Annotated in this window: 25 protein-coding genes and 1 tRNA gene; 4 read left to right on the plus strand and 22 right to left on the minus strand. The window is 47.5% G+C overall.

Going from position 1 to position 24,492, the window contains the following annotated elements:
• From JYJ62_RS12420 to JYJ62_RS12440, 5 genes are all read right to left on the minus strand, one after another.
• On the minus strand, positions 1 to 987 hold the full coding sequence (locus JYJ62_RS12420) for a hypothetical protein (RefSeq protein WP_205342534.1): 987 nt from the start codon (positions 985 to 987) through the stop codon (positions 1 to 3).
• 144 nt (positions 988 to 1,131) lie between these two features.
• Entirely contained in the window at positions 1,132 to 2,205 is a 1,074-nt protein-coding gene (locus JYJ62_RS12425; protein WP_205342535.1) for a response regulator, read from the minus strand.
• Between the two features lie 13 nt (positions 2,206 to 2,218).
• Positions 2,219 to 3,577 (minus strand): sensor histidine kinase, encoded by a 1,359-nt coding sequence (locus JYJ62_RS12430; RefSeq protein WP_205342536.1) that lies wholly within the window; start codon positions 3,575 to 3,577, stop codon positions 2,219 to 2,221.
• A 12-nt stretch (positions 3,578 to 3,589) separates the two neighbouring features.
• A complete protein-coding gene (locus tag JYJ62_RS12435; protein ID WP_205342537.1) occupies positions 3,590 to 4,153 on the minus strand; it encodes a molybdopterin-dependent oxidoreductase in 564 nt (187 codons plus the stop codon).
• 143 nt (positions 4,154 to 4,296) lie between these two features.
• Positions 4,297 to 5,073 carry a ferredoxin--NADP reductase gene (locus JYJ62_RS12440; protein WP_205342538.1) on the minus strand — a complete coding sequence of 259 codons (777 nt, stop codon included), beginning with the start codon at positions 5,071 to 5,073 and terminating at the stop codon, positions 4,297 to 4,299.
• A gap of 71 nt (positions 5,074 to 5,144) precedes the next feature.
• Between JYJ62_RS12440 and JYJ62_RS12445 the strand changes: the two genes are divergently transcribed.
• Positions 5,145 to 6,269, plus strand: a complete 1,125-nt coding sequence (locus JYJ62_RS12445; protein WP_205342539.1) for a methyltransferase — start codon at positions 5,145 to 5,147, stop codon at positions 6,267 to 6,269.
• A gap of 107 nt (positions 6,270 to 6,376) precedes the next feature.
• On the opposite strand, the gene JYJ62_RS12450 is transcribed toward JYJ62_RS12445, so the two are convergent.
• Positions 6,377 to 7,195, minus strand: a complete 819-nt coding sequence (locus JYJ62_RS12450; protein WP_232365781.1) for a M48 family metallopeptidase — start codon at positions 7,193 to 7,195, stop codon at positions 6,377 to 6,379.
• 269 nt (positions 7,196 to 7,464) lie between these two features.
• Complete coding sequence (locus JYJ62_RS12455; protein WP_205342540.1) at positions 7,465 to 7,905, minus strand: RrF2 family transcriptional regulator; 441 nt, start codon at positions 7,903 to 7,905, stop codon at positions 7,465 to 7,467.
• Positions 7,906 to 7,983: 78 nt separating this feature from the next.
• Here JYJ62_RS12455 and hmpA point away from each other — a divergent pair, with 78 nt between their 5' ends.
• Positions 7,984 to 9,207, plus strand: a complete 1,224-nt coding sequence (gene hmpA, locus JYJ62_RS12460) for an NO-inducible flavohemoprotein (RefSeq protein WP_205342541.1) — start codon at positions 7,984 to 7,986, stop codon at positions 9,205 to 9,207.
• Between the two features lie 247 nt (positions 9,208 to 9,454).
• Here the strand turns inward: hmpA and nadA are convergent, their stop codons facing one another.
• The 13 genes from nadA to ruvA form a co-directional block, all read right to left on the minus strand.
• On the minus strand, positions 9,455 to 10,513 hold the full coding sequence (nadA, locus tag JYJ62_RS12465; protein ID WP_205342542.1) for a quinolinate synthase NadA: 1,059 nt from the start codon (positions 10,511 to 10,513) through the stop codon (positions 9,455 to 9,457).
• Between the two features lie 111 nt (positions 10,514 to 10,624).
• A tRNA-Lys gene (locus tag JYJ62_RS12470) sits at positions 10,625 to 10,699 on the minus strand.
• Positions 10,700 to 10,758: 59 nt separating this feature from the next.
• Positions 10,759 to 11,436, minus strand: a complete 678-nt coding sequence (queC, locus tag JYJ62_RS12475; protein ID WP_205342543.1) for a 7-cyano-7-deazaguanine synthase QueC — start codon at positions 11,434 to 11,436, stop codon at positions 10,759 to 10,761.
• A 70-nt stretch (positions 11,437 to 11,506) separates the two neighbouring features.
• Complete coding sequence (gene queE / locus JYJ62_RS12480) at positions 11,507 to 12,154, minus strand: 7-carboxy-7-deazaguanine synthase QueE (RefSeq protein ID WP_205342544.1); 648 nt, start codon at positions 12,152 to 12,154, stop codon at positions 11,507 to 11,509.
• A 112-nt stretch (positions 12,155 to 12,266) separates the two neighbouring features.
• Positions 12,267 to 13,058 (minus strand): tol-pal system protein YbgF, encoded by a 792-nt coding sequence (gene ybgF / locus JYJ62_RS12485; protein ID WP_420042847.1) that lies wholly within the window; start codon positions 13,056 to 13,058, stop codon positions 12,267 to 12,269.
• Positions 13,059 to 13,064: 6 nt separating this feature from the next.
• On the minus strand, positions 13,065 to 13,571 hold the full coding sequence (gene pal, locus JYJ62_RS12490) for a peptidoglycan-associated lipoprotein Pal (RefSeq protein WP_205342546.1): 507 nt from the start codon (positions 13,569 to 13,571) through the stop codon (positions 13,065 to 13,067).
• 54 nt (positions 13,572 to 13,625) lie between these two features.
• Complete coding sequence (gene tolB, locus JYJ62_RS12495; protein WP_232365787.1) at positions 13,626 to 14,903, minus strand: Tol-Pal system beta propeller repeat protein TolB; 1,278 nt, start codon at positions 14,901 to 14,903, stop codon at positions 13,626 to 13,628.
• A 17-nt stretch (positions 14,904 to 14,920) separates the two neighbouring features.
• Positions 14,921 to 16,036: a cell envelope integrity protein TolA gene (tolA, locus tag JYJ62_RS12500; protein WP_205342548.1), complete on the minus strand. Its 1,116-nt coding sequence runs from the start codon at positions 16,034 to 16,036 to the stop codon at positions 14,921 to 14,923.
• On the minus strand, positions 16,036 to 16,494 hold the full coding sequence (tolR, locus tag JYJ62_RS12505; RefSeq protein ID WP_205342549.1) for a protein TolR: 459 nt from the start codon (positions 16,492 to 16,494) through the stop codon (positions 16,036 to 16,038). The genes tolA and tolR overlap by 1 nt, the downstream gene beginning before the upstream one ends.
• Before the next feature lie 8 nt (positions 16,495 to 16,502).
• Entirely contained in the window at positions 16,503 to 17,198 is a 696-nt protein-coding gene (gene tolQ / locus JYJ62_RS12510; RefSeq protein ID WP_205342550.1) for a protein TolQ, read from the minus strand.
• Between the two features lie 2 nt (positions 17,199 to 17,200).
• Positions 17,201 to 17,644, minus strand: a complete 444-nt coding sequence (gene ybgC / locus JYJ62_RS12515) for a tol-pal system-associated acyl-CoA thioesterase (RefSeq protein ID WP_205342551.1) — start codon at positions 17,642 to 17,644, stop codon at positions 17,201 to 17,203.
• 49 nt (positions 17,645 to 17,693) lie between these two features.
• Complete coding sequence (gene ruvB / locus JYJ62_RS12520; RefSeq protein ID WP_205342552.1) at positions 17,694 to 18,743, minus strand: Holliday junction branch migration DNA helicase RuvB; 1,050 nt, start codon at positions 18,741 to 18,743, stop codon at positions 17,694 to 17,696.
• A gap of 32 nt (positions 18,744 to 18,775) precedes the next feature.
• Complete coding sequence (ruvA, locus tag JYJ62_RS12525) at positions 18,776 to 19,390, minus strand: Holliday junction branch migration protein RuvA (protein ID WP_205342553.1); 615 nt, start codon at positions 19,388 to 19,390, stop codon at positions 18,776 to 18,778.
• Between the two features lie 240 nt (positions 19,391 to 19,630).
• Between ruvA and JYJ62_RS12530 the strand changes: the two genes are divergently transcribed.
• Positions 19,631 to 20,023 (plus strand): hypothetical protein, encoded by a 393-nt coding sequence (locus JYJ62_RS12530; RefSeq protein WP_205342554.1) that lies wholly within the window; start codon positions 19,631 to 19,633, stop codon positions 20,021 to 20,023.
• Positions 20,024 to 20,161: 138 nt separating this feature from the next.
• On the opposite strand, the gene JYJ62_RS12535 is transcribed toward JYJ62_RS12530, so the two are convergent.
• Complete coding sequence (locus JYJ62_RS12535) at positions 20,162 to 21,274, minus strand: YeiH family protein (RefSeq protein WP_232365782.1); 1,113 nt, start codon at positions 21,272 to 21,274, stop codon at positions 20,162 to 20,164.
• Between the two features lie 147 nt (positions 21,275 to 21,421).
• Here JYJ62_RS12535 and JYJ62_RS12540 point away from each other — a divergent pair, with 147 nt between their 5' ends.
• On the plus strand, positions 21,422 to 22,321 hold the full coding sequence (locus JYJ62_RS12540; RefSeq protein WP_205342555.1) for a LysR family transcriptional regulator: 900 nt from the start codon (positions 21,422 to 21,424) through the stop codon (positions 22,319 to 22,321).
• Positions 22,322 to 22,539: 218 nt separating this feature from the next.
• Here the strand turns inward: JYJ62_RS12540 and JYJ62_RS12545 are convergent, their stop codons facing one another.
• Positions 22,540 to 23,694 carry an iron-containing alcohol dehydrogenase gene (locus JYJ62_RS12545; RefSeq protein ID WP_205342556.1) on the minus strand — a complete coding sequence of 385 codons (1,155 nt, stop codon included), beginning with the start codon at positions 23,692 to 23,694 and terminating at the stop codon, positions 22,540 to 22,542.
• Positions 23,695 to 24,492: the final 798 nt, after the last annotated feature.

Below are 24,492 nucleotides of genomic sequence, written 5' to 3' on the forward strand. Positions count from 1 at the left end.
TCACTCTGCCACTTCAGCTGTAGGTGTAGTGGTTTTGGCAGGTTGAACCCAAGTTTGCGCTTTACCTTTAAGCTCACCAAATTTATTCGACACTTTATCCAAACGCGCTTCCCACTCGGGACTTGGCGTCTGCTCGTTAATGACCTTAAAGTAAGCCTGCAATAAGCATGCGATAGCAAATGGCTCAATCACTGCAACCTTTACTGCCCAAGCAAAGAGCAAAGCAAAGACCATTCCGCCTGCTGACCAAGCACCGGGGATGATGTACACCAAGGCGGCGGCAGGCGCGAGCATAATAATGAAGACGCCGAATGATAAGCCGTAGGTGAAGAGTGTCAGCCACGCTGCATTTTTCAGCATTACCGTAGCATTTTGCCCATACAGCACTAGCGCTGAACGTGAAGCAAGCCAAGGATTGTCACTGTTGGTGCGAATAATATAAGCGAGGATGATCTCATCAATTAAGCCCACGGCAATGCGCAAGAAGGCTTTGACCACACCCATGAGTTGCTGCAGTCCAGGAATCGGTAAAAAGCTGGTAATGCCCTGCACTAAACCAGTGATGGCGGTAATTACACCTTTAATCAGCAAATCCATAGCGAAAAGCACATTGGTCTGTGCAAAATTCTGTTTAACGATTTGGCTGGCATATGAAATTTGCGAACGTCCCTCAGGCAGTTCCTCACCATCAATCAAGCGCACCAACACAGCAATATGACCCGCTTTAACGGTATATAAAAGGTACTCGCGCGCAAAAAAAAGTACGGTTCCGACGATACCAAACCCAATAACACCGCCCCAAAGCGTTGTCGTTGTTTGAAAACTCTCGTCTCCAAAGCCGCCAATTCCGTAACCCACTCCAGCACCGACACCGGTCATTAAAATGTATGCCAGGGTAATGCCGAAATACACTGCACAGCGCAGTAATATAAAAGGCAGAGTGCGAACGAGTAAATTAATCGACGTCCCTAAGCTGAAATCCCACATGACGGCCCCCTTACTGCATCAGCATAAAGTGTTAGGGATACAGACTATCGGCTTTATCTGTTGCGGTAACCGTCTAAACGAACGGGCTGACTCAGCAGTCAACTTTCAACTTAAATTTGCCAAGCAGGTCGCATTATTCGCTTATCAGTGCTGCATGACAGAAGGCGTGGTCGGCAGCGTTAACAGTAAAGCCACCAAGTCAGCCTGTCGATTGGTTTGGGTTTTTTGGAAAATATTGCGTTTATGAAAAGCCACTGTCGTCATCGAAATACTAAAAGTCTGGGCAATTTCTTCTGAGCGCATGCCTTGTGCAAACGCCCAAGCAACGCGGCTTTCCATCGGAGTGAGTTGAAATAGCGCTTCCAACGCCTTAAACGGAACCAATGCATTATTACCGCTATGACTGAAGAACAGTGCGACGACAGGTTCATCGCTATAAGTCGATTCAGCCTTTAAGGCGCAGATCGTCAGTAAGACATCGCGCTGCCCTGTATGACAGGCGAGCGATAAAAAGTCGATATAATCATCACCATTTTTACTCGCAATGATGGCTTGTCGAATAGCCGCATGCTGCCATATCGTTTGCTCATTACTGAGCTTAACCATTGCCGTAATGTCAGGGCACAGTGCTTTATTGATCACCGTTTTAGCTGTGTTATTCATCAATAAAGTTTGCGCATTAGCGTCGAGCAAAACAATACCTGAGTTAATAAAATCTAGGGTTTTTGAGATACGCTGAAAAACTTTACTTACGCCATCGTCTGGCCCTGCTGCTGCATTAGTTATCGGCACGACTTGGGTTTGCAACTGACTGCGTAAACGCTGTACTTGTCGTAAACGCGCATCAATTGTCGCGAGCATCAGATCAAAATTTACGGGTTTGACTAAGTAATCATCTGCCCCTGCATGCTTACCACTGACGATCTGCCCAATCTGGTCTTGCGCACTCAGAAAAATAAAAGGGACATCAGCCAGCTCTGAATGCTGTACTCGAATATGTTGCAAAAGCTGATAGCCATCCATTCGCGGCATCGCAATATCACATAAAATCAAACTGGGGCGTGTCTGCTGTAGAACAACAAGGGCCTCTTTACCGTCAGAGGCCTCGATCACCTGATAACCGGCATCGCGCATTTCTTCGACCAAGATCTCACGCAGGTCAACTTCATCCTCAACACAAAGAATGATGGTGTCAGCAGGGCTTAGTGAGTTTTCCATATGCCTTAATCTACTATTTATTAAAGTGATGAGGTAAGCACAAGGTGAATATTGAACCGCTATTTTCATCCGAGCGCACCGTTACCTTACCTCTTTGTAACGCAGCAAGCTCTGCGGCAACGTACAGTCCGATACCCGTACCGGCCACATCAGCGACTGAACCTGCACGAAAGTAGCGCTGAAAGATATGAGGCAGATCAGCTTTCGAGATCCCTCGACCTTGATCTTGAACCTGACAGCAGACCCAGCGATCCTCCTGATAGATATACACTGCAATCGCTGTATCAGCCGATGAGTATTTATCAGCATTTGATAAAAAATTCCCAATAATTTCACTGACCAACACTGGATCACACAGTGCTTGCAGGTCTTTGCCGCTCTGAGCGGAAAAGCTCACCTGACGATTGACACTTAAGAAAGCCTGCTCATCAATGACTTGCCGAACTAAATCAGCTAAAGAAAACCGCTGCAACTGCATATCGACCTGCTCGAGCAAACGATCCGCCTTTAAGATACTTTCAATTAAATGCGTCAAGCGTTCAGTGGCTGCTTTTACTTTGACAGCTCGATCAACCACTTGCGCAGGCGTCATACGTTCAGCAGCACGAATTAAGCGCTGCATGCTTGCATCAATAATAGCTAAAGGAGTGCGAAACTGATGAGAGACCATTCCTCCAAAACTGCGGTAAAGCTCACTGACTTTACGCTCATGCTCTAACTGTTTTTGCAGCTCAAGCTGCTGCTGTTTAACCCGTTCATTTTCTCGGCTACGTTTAAGCGCAATCAACAACTGCCAAGAAATAAACAAACTACAAAACAAAATCGCAATGATGATAACAATAATAGCCAACACAGCATTCCGATTCATATCAACACCGGCACCGAGTTCTTCCCACTGCGCCGTCATCGCCCGCCCTGATGCTTTTAGCATAAACGCGCTAAATTCATCCAAAGCGTGCTGTAAGTCTTTTAGTTGCGCTTGGTTTAAAGGGCTTGCGCCCAATAGCGGCTCAAGCTGTCGCAGCATTACAGACTGCGTATTCAGTTCGGCTAACAAACCGACCTCATCGAAAAATCTTGACTGCGGACCGTCATGCAGTAAATTTAAACGACTTAACAGCATTTGATAGCGAAACAGCAAATCAACATTTGCATCAGGGTTAAGTGCTTTTTTCTGGATCACATCGCTTAAGCGCAAGCTTTCAAGGTGCGTATAGTAAACAACCCAAACCATATTAGCGTTAGAGTTATAACGCATTTCACGCTGAATAACAGACAATCGAAAGAGTGCCACCGCTAATAATGCCAGCAGCAATATAATAGTAATTAAAGGCAATATATAACGTATCAATAATTTTTTAGTACGCGTCATAACTACCGAGCCTTAACGTATATTTAAGTGCTTTAGCTGCCATACCCAACGATAGTCATAACGAATATCTTGTAATTTCCTGCGACTATCACGGGGATAAACAATCCATAGCGGCCCCTTATCTATCGGCTTTAACAGTACACCATCCATATGCGTGGCCAGCAGCACGTCATACTCATAAAAATCGGCTAAGGGTATTTCGACAAGGTAATCATTTAAGGCACTGGCGTCGACATGCAACGCCTGATCAGAGAGGCCAAGCAGCTCAAAAAGATCACGCACTAGCACGCCGTCAAAACGTTTGACACCATCAGTTACCACAGTGGAGGTGTAAAGAGTCGAGGCTGGCAACGCCCGAATCATCGCCAGATCAAATTGAGCTTTTGTGTTGAGGTTGTGGTGACTGATCAGCCCATCTACCGTAAGAATGACCTTCCCTACAGGCCTATCGAGTGATTTGGGCGTCGTACCTGTATTAACTAACGGAATGTTTTCGCCCGCCTGCGTCACACAGCAGAATAACATTGCCATAATTAGACTGACTGATTGAAAACCAAGGTATTTCGTCTTGACCATAGACTCGCTCTCAATATAGTCATTATTATTAGTTTTTAAGCAGCGCTTTTTATACCTAGACGACGAGTATATCGTATTAAGTTTATATGTTTGAACAGCTTATATGATGTTCAAACACACAGCATGATCCAAACGACTGCAGGTTACCAATAATTCTCAACAGCCACGGCTCCCGGTTTACGCGTTAAGGACAACTGCATGTCGCGTTTCTGCAGCAGCATCCGACAATCCTCAACCATTTCTGGATTACCGCACAACAGCACCCGTGAATTATCAGCTTCCATCGGTAAGTCAACAAAGCGCTCCAGCTCACCTGAAATCAACAGGTCGGTAATGCGTGTACCCAAACAACCTGATACCGCCTCACGCGTCACCACCGGCACAAAGGTAAACTTATCAGCGTACCCAGCCACATACTCTCGCGTCACGATCTCCGCCAACAAATCGCCATACGCCAATTCAGCCGACGTACGCACGCTATAGACCAAAATAATCCGTTGAAAGCGCTGCCACACCTCAAAATCTTGCAGCATTGATAAAAACGGCGCGACCCCGGTTCCCGTCGACAACAACCAAAGATTATCGCCATCGACAAAACGATCCAAAGTCAAAAAGCCATGCGCTTGCTTCTCAATTAAAATCTCATCGCCCACCGCCAACTGACTCAACTCACTGGTAAACTCCCCGCCCGGCACAACAATGGAGAAAAACTCCAAAAACTCATCAAACGGACTGGATACCATCGAATAGCCACGCCAAACAATAGCGCCACTGGCCTTACGCACACCCAACCGAGCAAACTGTCCCGCAGTAAAACGAAAACCCACATCGCGGGTACAACGAAAACTAAACAAGCTCGGTGTCCATGTATGCAAGTGCGTAATGGTTTGCCGGGTGAACTTTTCTTGCGCCACGTTCATACTGCACCTCATTAACTAACGTATGCCCTATTAATACGCCACTTATGGCCAAACAAACACCTGCGATCTCTATGCCTATACTCAACACCCACTTTGCCCAACTCGATTTGCTGCGTTATCCAGAGCAAAACAACAGCCCATTGCAAGCTTTCGATGCCGCTGACGAATACCTGCTCAAACACCTCAGTAACTGCACACTACCGAGCAATGCACGCACTTTAGTGCTTAACGACAGCTTCGGCGCACTCGCTGCGAGTCTGTGCAAACAGATGCAAGTGCAGAGCAGCGGCGACTCATTTTTAGCCCACCAAGCGCTCCGTAAAAATCTTGAGCTTAATCAATTAACCGAACACACTGTCGACATCATCCGTTCCGATCAGCCCTTTAACGGCCCCTATGATTGCGTGCTGATTCGTGTGCCGAAAACTCTAGCGTTACTGGAAGAACAACTGATCCGTCTACAGAGTCAGATTCAGCAAAATACGCTGATCATTGCTGCAGGTATGATCAAACACCTGCCCCGTTCAGCCGGTGATTTACTGGAACGCTATATTGGCACGGTACAAGCCAGCCTTGCCGAGAAGAAAGCGCGCTTACTCTTTGTCACCGCCACAGGCAAAGCGCAGGCTAGCTCACCTTATCCAAGTGAGTATCTATTAGAAAAGCCGAAACTTATTTTACGTAATCATGCTGGTATTTTTTGTCGCGAAGCTCTAGATATTGGTACGCGCTTTTTTCTGCCACACTTACCGACGGGCTTAGGTAACGCTCAAGTCGCCGACCTCGGCTGTGGTAATGGCATACTTGGTATCGTCTGTGGCTTAACCAATCCACAGGCACAGCTACGGATGGTGGATGAGTCCTACATGGCCGTACAATCGGCGCAGGAAAACTGGCAGCAAGCCTTAGGCGAGCGTCCGGTAACAATCTATGCCGGTGATGGTCTGGGCGCCGAACAGCCTGAAACGCTGGACGTGGTTTTATGCAACCCGCCCTTTCACCAACAGCAGGTGGTCGGCGATTTTTTAGCCAGACGTATGTTTCAACAAAGCTATCGCGCGCTGAAAAAAGACGGTGCATTATGGATCGTTGGCAACCGTCACTTGGGCTATCACGTCACGCTTAAACGACTCTTTGGCAAGGTCGAGCACGTCGCGGCGAATGCTAAGTTTGTGATTTTGAAAGCGAGCAAATAATCAGACTGACCTTATGCCCAGGCCAGTAACACTAGATTCAAAAATAGAGATAAAGAGCGGCTGCCAGTCTGTCTAACACAGCGCTGGCAACCTATAGCGAACACCAATCAGCGTTTACGTGCTTGCTCGTATAATGACATCACTTTAGGAATATTGGCTTGCAGGTTAGAAATGCGTGTTGATGAAGAGGGGTGGGTACTCATGAACTCAGCCGGAGCCCCTTGACTGGCTTGCTCCATTTTATTCCACAAACTGACCGCAGCATTTGGGTTATAGCCCGCACGCGCCGCCAACTCGATGCCGAGTAGATCCGCTTCAGTTTCTGCGCCACGGCTATTGGGAAGGGTCATGCCATATTCAACGGCGGTTTCAGCAAGTGCCAATGTGTCTTGGCTCACCCCTAACACAGCGCCTAAACCTATCTTAGCCACTTCAATACCATAGGCCTTGGACATGGCCTCACGACTATGCTCACGCAGAGCGTGAGCGATCTCATGCCCCATCACCGCAGCAATCTCATCATCCGTCAACTGCAGTTTAGTGATAATACCGCTGTAGAAAATAATTTTACCGCCGGGACCACAGTTAGCATTTAAGTCAGGACTTTCAATCAAGCTCACCTGCCAATCCCACTGCTGCGCATCAGCACGGAAATAACCCGCCTGAGCAATCAAACGCTGACCAATCGCTTGCAAGCGTTTAGCATTGTTACTGCGTGTATCCAGTTTACCTTTGCTCTGCGCGGTCTGAATTGTTTCTTGATAGGTTTGCGCATAGCTTTGGTTGATTTCATTGGTGCTCAGCATACTGAACATATACTGTTTACGATCGACACCCACTGCACTCGAGCCTGTGGTGTTAACGGCTTGACAGCCCGTTAATAACAGCGCACCGGCCAGCGCAATACATTTGTGTAAAGTAGTCAAATCACACCTCATCCTAATCAATAATCAGCAACTCCATCGTATACCGATGGTTACTGGAGGTTGGAGTTTATTACACTTTCAAATAAGCACCATGCATTTAGTTGCCCAGCAGCAGAAAACCAACAATTAGATGAGAGCTGGATACTTTTTTCTGGTCGTGCAGCCGAAATATGTTGTATGCCCTGCTGTGGATAGGATATGTATCCATCGATACGCTCTTTTGTACTGTTTAGACGGTGATGGTTGCGGTTAGTTGCTAAGATGCAAAATTATAAAGGACCCGATTTAAACAAGAGTGTCTCTAGTGCTTCGCGCCGACCGATAAGATCGGCCAATGTGTACTCATCCAGCGTTGTTAAAAAAGCATGTTGAGCTTTATGTAAAATATTTTTTAGCTGGCATACAGGTTCAATTGGGCATTCTGAGCCGGATCCAAAACAATCCAAAAGTTTTAAGTTTTCCACATCCCGTACAACTTGCCCCACACTAATGCTGGCCGCTGGTCGCGCCAGCAGCAATCCGCCACTACGCCCACGCAAGCTTTGCACATATTCAAAACGCACTAAAGTTTGCGCCACTTTAGCGACATGATTGATCGAAATCCCATAATCTTCTGCAATTTTCTGCACCGTAACCGGTGCCGTCTCTTTCTGTAATGCCAGATATATAAGAACCCGTAGCGAAAAATCTGTGTGTCTAGAAAGCTGCATGACTTGACCTATCTAAAAGAGGCATTTAGGATGCCACTTTAAAACAAGTATGTAAAACACCACTTTTAGGATGAACTAATGCTCACAGCAAACCAACTGGCTACTATCAAAGCAACAGTCCCTGTACTCGATGCAAACGGTGAAGTTCTGACGCGTCATTTTTATGAACGTATGTTTCGTGAAAACCCAGAGGTATTATCATTTTTCAACCCCGCCAACCAACATACTGGTGGACAACAAAGGGCCTTAGCTGCTGCTATCTGTGCTTATGCAAAGCACATTGAAAACCCCAGTGTTTTAGCCAGCGCTGTTGAGTTGATTGCACAAAAGCATGCATCACTTGGTATCCAAGCACAGCATTACCCTATTGTTGGGGCAAACTTACTGGCGTCTATCAAGGAAGTCTTAGGCGACGCGGCCACCCCTGATATTATCGATGCATGGGCCGCAGCCTATAATCAGCTGGCTGATTTATTTATTGCTCGTGAAAAGAAAATCTACGCTGACCAAGAAGCCGAGTACGGCTGGACCGGCTTCAAGCGTTTTGTAATCAGCAAACGTGAGCAAGCCAGCGATAATATTGTCTCGCTTTACTTTACTGCTGAAGATGGTCAAGCATTGCAGGCTCATCTACCGGGTCAGTACATCACCCTGCGTGTGACACCTGAAGGCGGTATGCCAATTATGCGCAATTACAGCTTATCCAACCCTGCAGGTGAAGATCACTACAGAATCAGTGTCAAGCGCGAAGTCGCTTTAAAGCCAGACACTCCAGATGGCGTATGCTCAAAACTCGTACACGATCAACTGCAAGTCGGTGATGTTGTTGAGCTTGCCCCACCCTGTGGCGAGTTCACCTTTAAAGCACCGCAGCACGCACAAGGCCCATTGGTATTTATTGCTGGCGGCGTAGGTATAACCCCTGTTTTCTCTATGTTACATAGTGCTTTGGCTGCACATAGCGATAGAGAAATTATTTTTATTCAGTGTGCTTTAAACAGTACTGTCCGTGCATTCTCTAGCGAACTTGCAACTCTGCAAGCACAACATGCCAACCTAAAGACTCACGTGCGCTTTAGTGAACCGACAGCACATGATCTTGAGCATCAGGTGCATCAAGGTGAAGGTTTTGTTGATCAAGCATTACTTGATGAGCTTGTAGGCGCACGTCAAAGTGAATTTTACATCTGCGGCCCAACACCGATGCTTTCGCATGTTTGGCGTTTACTAAAAGCGCGTAATGTAGAAGATAGCGACATTAACTATGAGTTTTTCGGCCCAGCCGGTGAGTTAGCCGCTTAAGCACTGCAGCGCTAGTGGCACAACAAGCCAAGCCATGGATGGCCATGTATGGTATAGCGCCCGCATTCGTTCGTTAAAGACGAATACGGGCGCATACGGCTCATTTACGTCAAAAACTGGAGGCTGAACCGACTCAGCCTCGCCATCTCATCAGCAGTTACAAGTGAGCTATCGCTTGCTTGGCTTATAAACCAGTAAAGTAGATAAACATCCGTGTCATAACAGTGAACCCACAGGCTGTCTCTAGTTAAGCGTTACCTTTCAGCTGAATCTGCGCATCGCGAGTAAAGTCGAGCATCCGCTGCAAAGGGCGTACAGCTTTTGGAATGATCGCTGGGTCAACAATGACTTCATTATCACCATTTTGCAGACCCAGTAACAAAGCCTCGAGCGTGTTCATTGCCATCCACGGACAGTTTGCACAACTGCGGCACGCCGCACCTTCACCTGCGGTTGGTGCTTCAATAAAGCTCTTGTGCGGGCTTAACTGCTGCATTTTGTAGAAAATACCGCGATCAGTCGCAACAATAAATTGCTCATTAGGCAACTCTTGAGTGGCCTTAATCAATTGTGTAGTCGAACCAATCACATCGGCCAGTTCCAACACGGCAGTCGGCGATTCCGGATGCGCGAGTACCGCTGCTTGCGGATACAATACTTTCATATCCGCTAACTGCTTAGCCTTAAACTCTTCATGGACAATACAAGCACCGTCCCAAAGCAGCATATCCGCGCCAGTTTCACGCTGAATATAACGACCTAGATGCACATCAGGAGCCCAGAGAATGGTTTCCCCGTTATCCATCAAACTTTCAACAATATCTAAGGCGCAGCTAGAAGTGACGACCCAATCAGCACGGGCTTTAACTGCCGCTGAGGTATTGGCGTACACCACTACAGTGCGCTCAGGATGCTGATCACAGAACTCAGAAAACTCTTTCACTGGACAACCTAAATCCAACGAGCAAGTTGCCTCTAAAGTGGGCATCAAAATACGTTTTTCAGGATTAAGGATTTTTGCGGTTTCACCCATAAAGCGCACACCGGCAACAACCAGTGTTTGCGCACTGTGCTGACTGCCGAAACGGGCCATTTCTAGTGAATCAGCCACACAGCCACCACTTTTTTCAGCCAGTTCTTGAATCACTGGATCGCAATAGTAATGCGCGACTAAAACAGCATCTTGTGCTTTCAGTTCAGCAATAATACGTTCAGCATAATGAGCTTCTTGTTCAGGCGTGAGTTTTTCAACCTGCTTGGCTGCCAAGTGTGCTTGAACCAAAATACGTTCAGAAATTTGCGTCATTGATGTCAGTCCTCACAGCGCACATTAGCGCAATGTTAACACGTGTATTTTTTATTAATTTAAAAAAGATACAACACAATACTGACGATAAAATGATGCCAACAGAAAAGTTGGTGGGTCGTGTGGGATTCGAACCTACGACCAATTGGTTAAAAGCCAACTGCTCTACCACTGAGCTAACGACCCGGAAGGGGTGCGAATAATACGGGGTTTTCAGCTCAGAGCAAGCATAAATTTTATTTTTGTCAAAAATACCGCGTTACATCATTAATATTTGCGTTTATAAAACCTTGTTTACGCAATTGACAACTTTCACAGACTCCGCAAGCTCGACCATCATGATCGGCTTGATAACAGGATACGGTGAGCGCGTAGTCTACCCCTAACTGCGCACCAAGCCGAATAATATCAGCCTTACTCATACTTTGCAGGGGTGCCTGAATGCGAAACGGCCGACCCTCAACGCCCTCACGGGTGGCTAAATTAGCCACCCGCTCAAATGCTTGGATAAACTCCATCCGACAGTCAGGATAGCCGGAGTAGTCAACATCATTGACACCGATAAAAATATCATAAGCCTGCAGCACTTCCGCCCAGCCTAATGCCAGTGATAAAAATACAGTATTGCGCGCCGGTACATAGGTGATAGGAATCTCACCATCACTCGCCGTTTCTGGTACTTCAAGACGGCTATCGGTCAGTGCTGAACCACCCATGCCATCTAAGTCGATCCCAATCACCTTATGTTCAACGGCCCCTAGAGCCGCTGAAATCTTGCGTGAGGCCTCTAATTCACTGCGATGACGCTGACCATAATCAAAACTAATCGTGTAGCAGTCATAGCCTTGTGCGCGCGCTGAAGCCAATACCGTAGCAGAATCTAAACCACCGGATAATAAAATAACGGCTCGTTTATTACTCATAATCATCCCCTTTTATCATTTTTCAAGCGCGATTGGCTGACATGAGCCGCTGAGATCCTCAGCAACAGCACTATCGGCCGGGCTGGTCATCCCACAGCAGCTTGTGCAATTGCAACTGCAAACGTACCGGTAGATTATCCGCGACAATCCAATCGGCCAGCTCACGCGGACTCAGCTGCCCCTGACTGGGCGAGAACAATACATCACTGACCCGCGCAGCCAAGTTGTACTGCAATAACTTGGTCACCGCCCAATCGTAATCAGCACGACTGCACAACACGAACTTGACTTGATCTTGGCTCTTGAGTAAATCGATATTCTGATACAGATTGCGTTGTGACTCTGCAGAATCAGGCGTTTTCAAGTCCAGTACAATGCTGACTCGTGGATCAACACCACTGATATCCAATGCGCCACTGGTTTCTATCGAGACCTGATAATCGGCGTCGCAAAGTTGCCCCAGCAAACTTAAAACATTAGCTTGCGCCAGTGGTTCACCACCAGTTACACAGACATAGCGCGGCTTATAGCTTGCCACTTGGGCTAGAATTGCTTCGAGGGAAAAGATGTGCCCGCCAGTAAAGGCATAGGCGCTATCGCAATACTGGCAGCGCAAAGGGCAGCCCGTTAGACGGACAAAAACCGTGGGCAAACCAGAGGTGCGTGTTTCGCCCTGTAGCGAATAAAATATCTCGGTGATACGTAAGGTATTTTGCATACTATGTGCGCCGGGCGCGACAGCAAAACAGGCCGTCCGCCTCCGTTGCTGAATGAGGCACTGCACAGCACGGACCCACGCCGAGCGCGAACGTGCTGATCAAAGCAGTGTGTTAAAGCTTACCTAAATCTTGTTGAGCTAATTGTGCTGCGGAGCTTTTGGGATACTGTGCAACCACCTGCTGTAAAATACCGCGCGCCTTATCTGCGTTACCTAAGCGACGTTCAACGTCAGCCAGCTTATACAGAGAGTCGGGTACTTTATTGTGTTCAGGATAGCTGTGACTGACCAAAGCAAAAGCTTTACCTGCTGCTTGCAAGTCACCTTGCACTAAATGCACTTCGCCTAACCAATACTGCGCATTACCGGCGTACTGGCTATTGGGGTACTTACGCAAAAAAGCACTAAATGCTTGCTGCGCTTTATCAAAATCACGCGCTTTAATTAAATCAAAGGACGCTTCGTAATAGAGCTTTTCCTGCTCAGGGTCGGCTTGTCCAGCTGTTTCTTGTGCTGCTGGCGCGCCAGCTCTGGATTCTGACGAAGCAGGCGCTGTAGATGGACTTGGCGCTTGTGCAGCGACACCCTCATTTAAGCGACTGTCTAATGTTTGGTAACGCTCAAGATTTTCTTGGCGTAATTTACTCAGTTCATACTGTTGTTCTTCAAGCAGGCCACGCAGCGTTGCAATCTCTTCTTGCATCTGCTGTAACTGCATAAACAACTCACCTTGAGCTGAAAGTGGTGCCGTAGCACCACCTCCAGTCGCAGTTCCGCTCATACCCTGATCTGCGCCAGCATACGGTTGCTCATAGGCTGAGCGATCAGTGATTGGGATCGCAGCAACTGCCAAATTCGGCAGGCTGAGGGCCAAGGCTATCAGGGTTGAGCGGATCATTCGTATTACCTATTACTTACGCAATTCAACACGACGGTTTTGTGACCATGCGCTATCGTCATGACCCACTACGTTTGGACGCTCTTCGCCGTAAGATACTGGTTCCAGTTGTGCAGGTGAAACACCTTGCAGAACGAGGTAACGCTGTACCGCTTTAGAGCGACGCTCGCCAAGTGCCATGTTGTATTCGCGAGTACCACGCTCATCAGCATGACCTTCTAAAACAACGCGTGCACCGTTACCTTGCAAGTCACGTGCGTGTACATCAAGTGCGCGCATGGCTTCAGGTTTTAGGTCTGAGCTATCAAATTCAAAGTAGAACGTGGTGATTGCGCGCAATGCCGCTTCTTCACTACCGCTGCCATAGCTACCATCGACAGCACCTGTGTCTGCGCCATAACCGGCATTCGGATCAATTGCACCTTCACCGCTAGCATCGCCGCCTTTTGAAGAACAACCTACTGCAACAGCTAAAGCCAAAGATAAAGCAGCAAATTTACCGAATTTAAGCATTTCCATTTTACAAGCTCCAAGAAAACAACATATTAGTTTTAGTTAACAGATAACCCATCATCAGTTTAGGTAAGGGGACCATGAAGGCTCTCTGACTTCGCCTTGTATGCTAGGTAGTGGGAGCCGCACCCGCCCATTGATAGATGCAAGCATCAGGACACCCCTGCCCTGTTGGTGGGTAGCATAGATTACCATTGTTCCATTGGGCGCAACAGTAGGTGACTCATCTAAACTTGAATCAGATAGAATTCTTAAGCTGCCGCGCTGTAAATCTTGCGCTGCCACCTTAAATACGGCGTAACCTTCTTGACGATGAATCATCACCAAGGTCTTTTCGTCCGCTGATAATTTCGGGTTGGCATTGTAATTACCAATAAAGGTGACACGCTCTGCCGCTCCACCATTAATATTCATCCGATAAATTTGTGGTTTACCTGAACGATCCGAAGTGAAGTAAATGGTTTGTCCATCTTTACCCCAAAAAGGCTCAGTATCAATGGCAGCATGATTGGTCACGCGACGCACTTGGCGCGAGCCCATATCCATGACATAAATTTCAGGGTTACCGTCACGTGATAAAACAAAAGCTAAACGTTTGCCATCCGGTGACCAAGACGGCGCGCCATTGAGGCCTTCATAATTGCTGATTTGTTCACGATGGCCTGTTTCTATATTCTGCACAAAAATACGTGGGCGTTTTTGCTCAAAGGAAACATAGGCAATGCGCTTACCATCAGGAGCAAACGAGGGTGATAAAATCGGTTCGCGTGATTGCAGCAAGGTTACTGCTCGCGCACCATCATAGTCAGAACGCTGCAAGGTATAGCGAGTGTTGCTGGCCGAGAAACGCTCTGCTGTCACATACAACAAACGTGTTGAGAACGCACCTTTAACACCGGTCATTTTCTCGTAGGCTTGATCAGAAATATGGTGAGCCAGATCACGGAGTTGTTCAACTGCGCCAGCCACTGAACCACTAACCATCACTTGCTCTGTACTAACATTGATCACGGCATAACTGATTTGTAAGCGTCCACCGTTCGGCGTGATCTTACCCACCAAGACATACTGCGCACCGACTGCACTCCAGTCGCGAAAAATCACCTCACTGGCTTGCGCCGGCTGACTGATCATATTTTGTCGAGCAATCGGCTCAAACGTGCCGGAGTTACGCAAGTCATTTGCAATAATTTGCGCCATATCTTCTGGCAGCACATTACCGCCTTGCCAGCCAAAAGGCACCACGGCAATCGGGATCGCACGGTCACTGCCGCCGGAAATCAGCAAAGGATCCGCCGCTTGCACTATGCTGACGCAAAATAGCGCACTCAATAACAACCATCGTTTTAATATTTTCACAGACTTAAATCCTCTGGTTTAAACACCGCACTACGTTTGCGATATAAGCTATCAAACGTCTTACGGTCCAATTGTTGCATTTCTCGGACGCGTCCCACATTACGTACCGCAGCGACTGCCGATGCATCAAAGGCTGGGTCGCCACTGCTGCGAGTCACACTGGCATTGGTAATGGTTCCATCCGGTAACATTTCAATCAATACCGTCACCGCCATTCCGTTACGAGCCGACGGGGGTCGCACCCACTGCTCACTGACTAAACGCACGATCAAATCATCAAGACTACCGGCCACTTGCGAACCTACCGTATCAGCAACCGTTTGCTGATACTGCGTATCTGCAGATAACAACTCCGCTAAAGCACCGGCTTTTTTATCCTCAAGAGACTTACGTGAGGCTTCTTGAGCTTTCTTCTGTTTAGCCGCTTCTTCAGCGGCACGCTTTTTCTTGTCGTCGTCAGCTTTTTTCTTCGCATCATCAGCGGCTTTCTTTTTAGCAGCCTCTGTTGCAGCTTTCTTTTTAGCCTCTTCAGCCGCTTTTTTCTTCGCGTCTTCAGCGGCTTTATTCTTCGCTTGCTCAGCTGCCTTTTTCTTGGCGTCCTCGGCTGCTTTTTTCTTCGCATCCTCAGCCGCTTTGATTTTGGCAACATCTGCCTGCTTTAGTTTCTCTGCGGCTTGTTTTGCTTGATCTTCTTTTTTAGCTTGCGCCTGCTTTTGCGCCTCAGCAGCTTTTTGCTCGGCCTGTTTACGCGCCTGCTCAGCTTTGCTTTGTGCATCTGCTTTCGCAGCGTCGGCTTTTTGCGCCTGCGCAGCTTTCGCAGCAGCCGCTATTTTTTCTTGCTCAATTTTCTTCTGCTCCAGTTGCTCAACCTCATAACGTGGCGCGGATGTTTTCGCAGCTTCACCGGCAATTTTTTGATTGGTTTGCGTGGTCGCTTGGCTTTGCGATTTTAATTGATAGAGCGTGGCTTTAATCACCGGTCGCGCAGGTGGCAAATCCGGAGTTCTAGCAAAGCTAACAAATAAAAATGCAAACAGCAGCGCGTGCAGGCCTACCGCCCACACCACCGGCCAAAACAGGTTTTCCGAAGAAGAACGGTCATGCTCTCGCATTAAGGTGCCTCAGTAATTAAGCCAACGTCAGTCACACCCGCTTGCTGCAAACCACCCATTGCGGCCATCACACTGCCGTAATCGACCGTCTTGTCAGCACGCACATAGACTTGTACTTTTTTACCTTGGGCAGCATTAGCGGCCAAAATAGCGCGCGCGGCATTGACCATCTGCGCGAGTTCAACCGCTTTATCTTGCACCGTGTCGACATCCACTTCAGTACTGGTATTCCAGTAGTAGCTTTTATCCGGTTTAATCGAGATCGTCAGCACAATCGAATTATTGTCTTGTGGCAACACTTCACTGCTGACTTGCGGCAAATCCACTTTTACACCCTGATTGAGCATGGGCGCGGTGACCATAAAGATCACCAATAACACCAGCATCACGTCGATATAGGGCACCACGTTCATTTCTGCAACGGGCTTGCGACGATTACGAATTCTTGCTCTGTGCATGGGGCACCTTAATCCTCTTTAGAGTGGACTTTACGATGCAAAATGGCTTGAAACTCATCAGCAAAGGTGTAGTAACGCGCAATCAAGTTTTCACCACGTGCAGCGAAGCGGTTATAAGCGATCACCGCAGGAATCGCAGCAAACAAACCAATTGCCGTCGCAATCAAGGCCTCAGCAATACCGGGCGCTACGGTTGCCAGCGTGGCTTGTTGCACTTGGGCCAAACCGCGGAAAGAGTTCATAATCCCCCACACCGTACCAAACAAACCGATATAAGGACTGGTTGAGCCAACCGTTGCTAAGAAAGGCAAACTTTGTTCAAGCTTTTCTTCTTCGTGGGAAATGGCCACCCGCATCGAACGCGCGACGCCATCCATCACTGACTCGGGGTTCGCCCCTTGCTGCTGACTTAAGCGAGAAAACTCTTTAAAACCGGCGCGAAAAATCTGCTCCACGCCTGAGTCTGGATCAGGATCAGTACTGACCTGACGGTACAGTTTGGATAAATCCACACCCGACCAAAAGCGATCTTCGAAGATGTTTAAGCTATTGCGCGCAGTACGCAATAATTGGCTGCGCTGGAAGATAATCACCCATGAGGTGATCGAGGCTCCCACTAAAATCAACATAACAAACTGAACAACCAGACTGGCGTTGCTAATTAAGCTCCACATTGACATCTGATCAACGGCATTCGCTTCCACGCTTACTCTCCTGCAAAATCTTGCACATCGGCATTAAAGGCCGCATATAACAGTTCGGGAATAGCCCGAGGTTTTAGGGTATCGGCACCTACACAGGCAATGGTGAAATGTCCTTCACAGAGCAACACATCATCATGACTACGGCGTACTTGCTGATAGAATTTCAAACTGGCACGTTTTAATACTTCCACCTGCACACTCACCTGCAGCTCATCATCTAAACGAGCCGGAGCGTGATAGCGTGCTTGCGAGGAATGCACAACAAACAATAGATTTTCGGTGGCCATTTGCGCTTGGGAAAAGCCTAAATGACGCAAACGCTCAGTGCGAGCACGCTCCATGAATTTTAGATAATTCACATAATAGACGATGCCGCCTGCATCCGTATCCTCGTAGTAGACACGACAAGGAATGGTAAACCGCGATGCTGCTGTTAATGCGCGCATACTTTAATGCCACCTTGGGTAATTGCCAATCAAAAACACAGGTATATTTTCACTCTTCATCACTGTACTTTTCCAACAGAGTGAGATCTTGTAAACGATCTGGCAAATTTAAGCCAAAATGCAAGTAAGCATGGCGTGTAACCACCCGGCCACGCGGAGTACGCATAATAAAACCTTGCTGAATCAAATAGGGCTCCAACACATCTTCAATCGTATGACGCTCTTCGCTAATCGCTGCCGCCAAACTATCAATTCCCACTGGACCGCCATCAAATTTCTCAATCATGGCCAGCAGTAAACGTCGGTCTTGGTGATCAAAACCATGCTCATCAATATCCAGTAAGTTCAACGCCTGATTAGCAATAGCTTGGGTAATATGACCAGTACCGCGCACCTGCGCAAAATCGCGCACGCGACGTAACAAACGGTTGGCTATCCGCGGTGTGCCGCGTGCGCGACGGGCAATTTCATAAGCACCTTCATGCTCAATCGGCATTTTTAAGATACCGCCTGAACGCGTGACAATAGTAGTCAGATCAGTGTCGTTATAAAACTCTAAGCGTTGCACAATGCCAAAACGGTCACGCAATGGGTTGGTCAGCATGCCAGCCCGGGTAGTCGCACCGACCAGCGTAAAGGACGGTAAATCTAATTTAATTGAACGCGCGGCGGGCCCCTCACCGATCATAATATCCAGCTGAAAGTCTTCCATCGCTGGATATAATACTTCTTCAACGATGGGCGGCAAACGGTGAATTTCATCGATAAAGAGCACGTCGCCTTCTTCTAAATTGGTCAAGAGCGCAGCTAGATCACCGGGACGCTCAAGCACTGGGCCCGAGGTGCTTTTTAATGACACATTCATTTCTTGCGCAATAATATTAGCCAGAGTGGTTTTGCCTAAACCGGGCGGGCCAAAAATCAAGGTATGATCGAGCGCCTCTTGACGGTTTTTAGCCGCTTCAATAAACAAGGCCATTTGCTCGCGCACACTCGGCTGGCCAATATATTGAGCCAAACTTAACGGACGAATCGCTCGGTCAATATGTTCTTCGCGCTCACGGGGTGCCGCGGCAATCAGGCGATCAGCTTCAATCATAAACTGCAGTTATCCCAAATAATGTGGCTCAATTACGCCATGCCTTTCAGTGCGCGACGAATTAAGTCTTCACTGCTGAGTCCATCTTCCAATACGGCACTCACTGCGCGACTGGCTTCGGCAGGTTTAAAGCCTAAACTAACCAAGGCACTGACCGCATCTTTTTCTGAACTCTGCGCGCTTGTGACTGTAGATATTACGCTAGGTTCCATACCGTTTTGCCCCGCCAACGGTGTGCTGTCCCAGTTTTTAAAGCGATCCTTCAATTCAACCAATAAGCGCTCAGCGGTTTTTTTGCCGACGCCAGGTACTTTCATCAAGCGACTGGTGTCTTCGGCGTGCACACATTGAATCAGCTCATCGACACTCATACCTGACATCAGTGCTAGCGCCAGCTTAGGACCGACCCCATTCAACCGGATTAGCTCACGAAACAAAGTGCGGTCACGCTTGGTATAAAAGCCATATAACAACTGTGCATCTTCACGCACCACTAAATGTGTATGCAGCTGCAAAGGCTCGCCCACAACAGGCAGTTGAAATAAGGTGGTCATTGGCACTTCCAGTTCATAGCCAACACCATTCACATCCAGCAGCACATGCGGCGGCTGTTTTTCAAGAAGCGTGCCACGTAGAAATCCAATCACAGTCGTTCCTTATCGATAAAAAGCGCGTATTAGCGAGCAACAGCCTAACAACAATAGCTGGCATTATATACAGTTAGCATAAGGCAAGCCAGATTCGTCAGCCAACCCAGCAACTGCGCTACCTGCGCCCAATCATTACAGCCTTTGGTCTACCCATGTTTTTAGTCTTAAAACTGGGCAAGCACAGATAAATCGCCTATTCTCAAACACTAAAGTCACAACAAATACAGGTTAAAGCCCATGCTCAAGTACTCTATCTTAGCCGCTACGCTCTGCATCACAGCAATCGCCAGCCCTTTCACGCACGCCAACGAGCATGAACAGATGATGCAGCAAATGATGCAAATGCAAAGCTGCATGGCTGAAAATGTTGATGCGAGCTATTTAGAAGGTATGGCAAAAAATAGTGAGAAAATGGTCGATCAAATAAAGCAACTGTGTCAGTCCGGGCAACGTCAAAAAGCCCAAGATACCGCGATCGTCTTTGCTAAAGACATGCAAAAAAATCCTAATTTTCAAGCCATGCAAAAATGTATGACGCAGTTAGGTGGTGCTTTTCCAAGCGTACAAGCCATGCAAGAAGACTTCGACCTCGATGATTTGAATAAAAACCATGTCTGCGATGACCTCTAAGCGACTACCGATGCCCCACTGAGACTGAACTGATCACTGTTAGACCTGTTTCCCTAAGCCTAAAAAACCGTGCTCTACACGCCTCTTAATCAAGCGTGTAGAGCACGGTTTTTTAGCAGTAACGCGAACTTAATATATTTAGACAAGTACGGCACTGATAACGTAATTGAGCGTCGCACCGCCGACAATCAACCAAGTAAACAACAGACTGGCGAGCATTAAAGGTTTAAAACCTGCGCGACGAATCGCTTTAATATCAGTGGTTAAGCCCAACCCGGCCATGGCCATCGCTAATAACGCCGTATCCACTTGGGTAATATGCAGCAAAGTCGCCTCAGGCATCAGCTGTAAAGAATTAAAACCTGCGACAGCGACGAAGATAAAGGCAAACCATGGCACACTGACACCGGCTAAAACACCCTGTTTCCTACCCTGTTGCTGAGTCGTCTGCGCAGCCTTAGCTCGCGCTAAATACACAGCCAAACCGATCAAAAATGGCGCCAACATCATCACCCGCACCATCTTAGCAATCACCGCGGTATCCGCAGCTGCAGGGCTAATAGCGGCTCCTGCGGCGACCACTTGGGCCACTTCATGAATGGTAGAGCCGACGAACAAGCCATAAGCAAAATCTGTGGTGTCGAGAAACTGCCAATGTATATTTAAGCTGTACAGTAACGGATAGACAAAGATCGCCAAAGTACCAAACACCACAACCGTAGAGACCGCCACAGTAACCTGCTCAGCCCGTGCTTTTAACACCGGCTCTGCCGCCATAATGGCTGCAGCACCACAAATAGAGCTACCTATACCAATCAACATCGCCGTACCGCGCTCTAATTTAAACAAGCGCACCCCCAGCAGCACCGCTAAGCTAAAGGTTGTAGTCAGCACTAACGCATCAATTATGACACCGGTCAGGCCAACATAGCCCATGTCCTGAAAGGTCAAACGAAAGCCATAAAGAATAATGCCTAAACGCAACAAATACTGTTTAGCAAACACCACTCCAGGTGCACAAAGATTGTCTATTTTGGGCAACACAGTGTTACCTACAACAAAACCCAGCACAATTGCTAAAGTTAATGCAGACAATCCATGCGCTTGCAGCCAAGGCACACGATCTAACAGCATGGCGCCAACAGATAAAACAGCACACAACGCTAAGCCTGGGATCAAATCAGCACGCAATTGCAGCCATTGCGGCAGGCAATCCAGCATATCGGTGTTTTTCTTTTCTAACGCTAACATTTTAAACGCTCTCATCATCTTTGAAGGTCTGTATCAGCACCCGATGGAAAACAGTGTAAAGATCAGCGCTTAAACAATAAAACGAATTATATAGGTATAATCAAACGGTATAACGGGTTAATAACAGTCTGTCTTGAGGGTTTCGGCATGCAAATCACCTTGCGCCAATTGCAGATTTTTACTGCAGTGGCCTTATCCGGTAGCACTGCCGCGGCTGCGCAAAGTATTGCCTTGTCGCAATCAGCCACCAGCGCAGCGCTAAAAGAATTAGAAAACATGCTCAGTATTGAGCTATTTGATCGCGTGGGTAAGCGCTTAGTATTGAACGATAATGGTCGTTTACTCTTACCGCAAGCACGACAAATGCTCGATGCTGCGAACACCATTGAGCAGCAATTTAGCAGTCCAGATACCCCTGGCTCAGGCTTATACATCGGCGCCAGCACTACCATTGGCATTTATCTGTTACCCACGTTACTGGCAACGCAAGCGACGCCAAGCAAACAACGCAATCCACGCGTGATGATTGCCAATAGCGCTGCCACTGCCGCCGCAGTAGCACACTTTGAGGTCGATATCGGCTTAATCGAAGGCCCATGCCATGAGCCTGATCTAGTGGTGGAGCCTTGGTTAGACGATGAACTGGTTATTGTCTGCGCAGCCCTGCATCCTATTTTACAAGGCGATCCACAGCGTAAAGTGCCACTGAGCGACTTACAAAACGCCTTATGGTTGTTACGCGAGCCGGGCTCAGGCACTCAGGAAGCTGTCGAGCACGTACTGCTACCGCACTTACATCAACTGCGCTCAGCCGTAGAACTGAGCAATTCAGAAGCCATTAAGCACGCTGCAGCAGCTGGTTTAGGCTTAGCGTGTTTATCACGCGCGATCGTTAGCCGATTATTGGATAGCGGTGAATTAGTTGAGTTGAGTACTACGCTGCCAGAACTGACACGACGCTTCTTTTTGATTTACCACCGCAACAAAACCTTATCACCACAGCTCAATGCTTTTTTAAACCATTGCCGACAAATGACCCATGCTTAAGCCATGGTAAGTAAAGTGCTGCTGAAAATCGGTGCTGTTTGCTATTGCACAGGCCTAAACTGCTAACAACATCGATGATCAACAGGCACTTTGCTGTAAAGGTAGTGAGTGGAGCCGCGAATGACATCGCGCCGGAGTTGAACCTCCACAGCGAAGTAGGCCATACCTCGCCGTCCAGCATTCTCACAACAACGCACGCCACTCTTAAGCGTAATCAGTTACATCGCAGCGCGGAAAATCGCCGCCACTTCTTTATCATTTAAACGTCTTGGGTTGGTTGCAGCACAAACATCTTGCTGCGCATGCGTCACCATCGTCTCAATGTCTTCATCCTTAACCCCTAAGTCACTGAGATTACTTGGAATACCAACATCCGCAGACAAACAACGAATCGCTACCACAGCCATTGCTGCCGCTTCACGCACAGCTAGCCCGTAAGTATTTTCACCTAAGGCTTCAGCAATATCAGCGTAACGCTCTTGCGCGGCCATTAAGTTAGCCTCACAGACATGCGGTAGTAACAACGCATTACACACACCATGCGGCAAGTCATACATGCCACCCAACTGGTGCGACATCGCATGCACATGACCCAAACCGGCATTATTAAAGGCCATACCTGCTAAATACTGCGCATAGGCCATACGATCACGCGCTTCGAGATCATCGCCACGCGCCACAGCCACCCGTAAATATCGGGCTATCAAACGTATTGCTTGCAGCGCACATGCATCTGTCACCGGATTTGCATCAGTTGACACATAGGCTTCCACCGCATGCGTCAGCGCATCCATACCCGTTGCGGCAGTCAGTGACGGCGGCATATTCAACATCAACAACGGGTCATTGATCGCTAAATCAGGTGTCACACGCCAGTCAACAATCGCCATTTTCACGTGATTGGAGGTATTGGTAATAATCGTAAAGCGCGTCAACTCGCTGGCCGTTCCTGCTGTAGTGTTAATAGCTATATAAGGAGGCAGTGGTTTTTTCGACATATCCACTCCTTCATAGTCAGAAATGACACCTCCATTCGACACTAACAGCCCAACACCTTTACAGCAGTCATGAGCACTACCACCACCCAGTGAAATCAACATGTCGCATTTATTATCGTTATAAGCACGAGAACCCTGCTTAACGTTGTCATCCGTTGGATTAGGTACGGTTTCATCAAATACCGCAAACTCAATACCCGCCACCTCAAGCAAATCGGTAACACGCTTGGTATAACCCAGCTCGGTCATACCTTTATCAGTAACAATCAGCGGCTTTCCCACGCCTAAAGAGTTCACGCGATCAGGCAGCTCGGATAACACATTAGCCCCGAATAACGAGACAACCGGCATAAAAAAACTTGCATTTTTACTCATAATTAACTCCTGTCAATCAATGTGGCATGGCGACTGAGGAAAAAGTCGCCATGGCTTCGATAACTCAAGTTTAAGCATAACACTCTAGATAATTAGTCACTTGATACTGCTCAATGAAACTGCAGGTGTCACAGCACGCCTAAACAACGGCGAGATAAAAGTTTTAACGCAATTGATAACCGATGGCATTACCGTCACGCAAAACAATACAACAGCTCTCTAAACAAAACTGTTACCTCGCCCACATGACGTAACACTTACCGTGACTGACGGTAACACTCTGAATGAAAACAAAAATTCAAAAACCCTGTGAATATACGATAAAAACACTAAGTCGTTGATTTACAAGGTAATTATTAAAGTTGGCACGCCTCATGCTTTATATATCCGTACAACAACAATAACAAACACCAACCAATAATAAGAATAAGACGTAACGGCTCCAGCACAATAAAAACAACAGCATGGGAGACGCAGCTAACTGATTACTTTGCAGAGGATAAAGATTGTAGTAACACAGATGATCCGAGAATAACAAAACTGCAGTTAATAATGCAGCGCCCGTATCGACTGAGTTTGCAACAATCGCGTCAGCATTCAAAGCAATCCGTTAACTTTTCTACAGCTTAATGTGAGCTGTAAAAAAAAGCAGGCAAAAAACAATAACAACAGTGCCTAGAACAATAAAAACAACGCAATGAATACTCTACGGGGGAAGCCAAGGCTTCCCCCGTAACATTATCGATTCAAGCACTTACCTCCTCTTTGTTGATCACTACACACAACACTCCAAGACGC

Source organism: Denitrificimonas caeni (genome assembly GCF_905120345.1).
Taxonomy (GTDB): domain Bacteria; phylum Pseudomonadota; class Gammaproteobacteria; order Pseudomonadales; family Pseudomonadaceae; genus Denitrificimonas; species Denitrificimonas caeni_A.

What these genes read in the sequence shown, in the direction of transcription:
- JYJ62_RS12435 (WP_205342537.1), bottom strand. Translation starts at nt 4,153, where the DNA reads ATGGTCAAGACGAAATACCTTGGTTTTCAATCAGTCAGTCTAATTATG.
- JYJ62_RS12445 (WP_205342539.1), top strand. Translation starts at nt 5,145, where the DNA reads ATGCCTATACTCAACACCCACTTTGCCCAACTCGATTTGCTGCGTTAT.
- JYJ62_RS12440 (WP_205342538.1), bottom strand. Translation starts at nt 5,073, where the DNA reads ATGAACGTGGCGCAAGAAAAGTTCACCCGGCAAACCATTACGCACTTG.
- JYJ62_RS12535 (WP_232365782.1), bottom strand. Translation starts at nt 21,274, where the DNA reads ATGTTAGCGTTAGAAAAGAAAAACACCGATATGCTGGATTGCCTGCCG.
- tolA (WP_205342548.1), bottom strand. Translation starts at nt 16,036, where the DNA reads ATGCGAGAGCATGACCGTTCTTCTTCGGAAAACCTGTTTTGGCCGGTG.
- JYJ62_RS12455 (WP_205342540.1), bottom strand. Translation starts at nt 7,905, where the DNA reads ATGCAGCTTTCTAGACACACAGATTTTTCGCTACGGGTTCTTATATAT.
- queC (WP_205342543.1), bottom strand. Translation starts at nt 11,436, where the DNA reads ATGAGTAATAAACGAGCCGTTATTTTATTATCCGGTGGTTTAGATTCT.
- JYJ62_RS12545 (WP_205342556.1), bottom strand. Translation starts at nt 23,694, where the DNA reads ATGAGTAAAAATGCAAGTTTTTTTATGCCGGTTGTCTCGTTATTCGGG.
- JYJ62_RS12530 (WP_205342554.1), top strand. Translation starts at nt 19,631, where the DNA reads ATGCTCAAGTACTCTATCTTAGCCGCTACGCTCTGCATCACAGCAATC.
- JYJ62_RS12540 (WP_205342555.1), top strand. Translation starts at nt 21,422, where the DNA reads ATGCAAATCACCTTGCGCCAATTGCAGATTTTTACTGCAGTGGCCTTA.
- JYJ62_RS12430 (WP_205342536.1), bottom strand. Translation starts at nt 3,577, where the DNA reads ATGACGCGTACTAAAAAATTATTGATACGTTATATATTGCCTTTAATT.
- pal (WP_205342546.1), bottom strand. Translation starts at nt 13,571, where the DNA reads ATGGAAATGCTTAAATTCGGTAAATTTGCTGCTTTATCTTTGGCTTTA.
- hmpA (WP_205342541.1), top strand. Translation starts at nt 7,984, where the DNA reads ATGCTCACAGCAAACCAACTGGCTACTATCAAAGCAACAGTCCCTGTA.
- nadA (WP_205342542.1), bottom strand. Translation starts at nt 10,513, where the DNA reads ATGACGCAAATTTCTGAACGTATTTTGGTTCAAGCACACTTGGCAGCC.
- ybgC (WP_205342551.1), bottom strand. Translation starts at nt 17,644, where the DNA reads ATGCGCGCATTAACAGCAGCATCGCGGTTTACCATTCCTTGTCGTGTC.
- ruvB (WP_205342552.1), bottom strand. Translation starts at nt 18,743, where the DNA reads ATGATTGAAGCTGATCGCCTGATTGCCGCGGCACCCCGTGAGCGCGAA.
- tolR (WP_205342549.1), bottom strand. Translation starts at nt 16,494, where the DNA reads ATGCACAGAGCAAGAATTCGTAATCGTCGCAAGCCCGTTGCAGAAATG.
- JYJ62_RS12420 (WP_205342534.1), bottom strand. Translation starts at nt 987, where the DNA reads ATGTGGGATTTCAGCTTAGGGACGTCGATTAATTTACTCGTTCGCACT.
- JYJ62_RS12425 (WP_205342535.1), bottom strand. Translation starts at nt 2,205, where the DNA reads ATGGAAAACTCACTAAGCCCTGCTGACACCATCATTCTTTGTGTTGAG.
- queE (WP_205342544.1), bottom strand. Translation starts at nt 12,154, where the DNA reads ATGCAAAATACCTTACGTATCACCGAGATATTTTATTCGCTACAGGGC.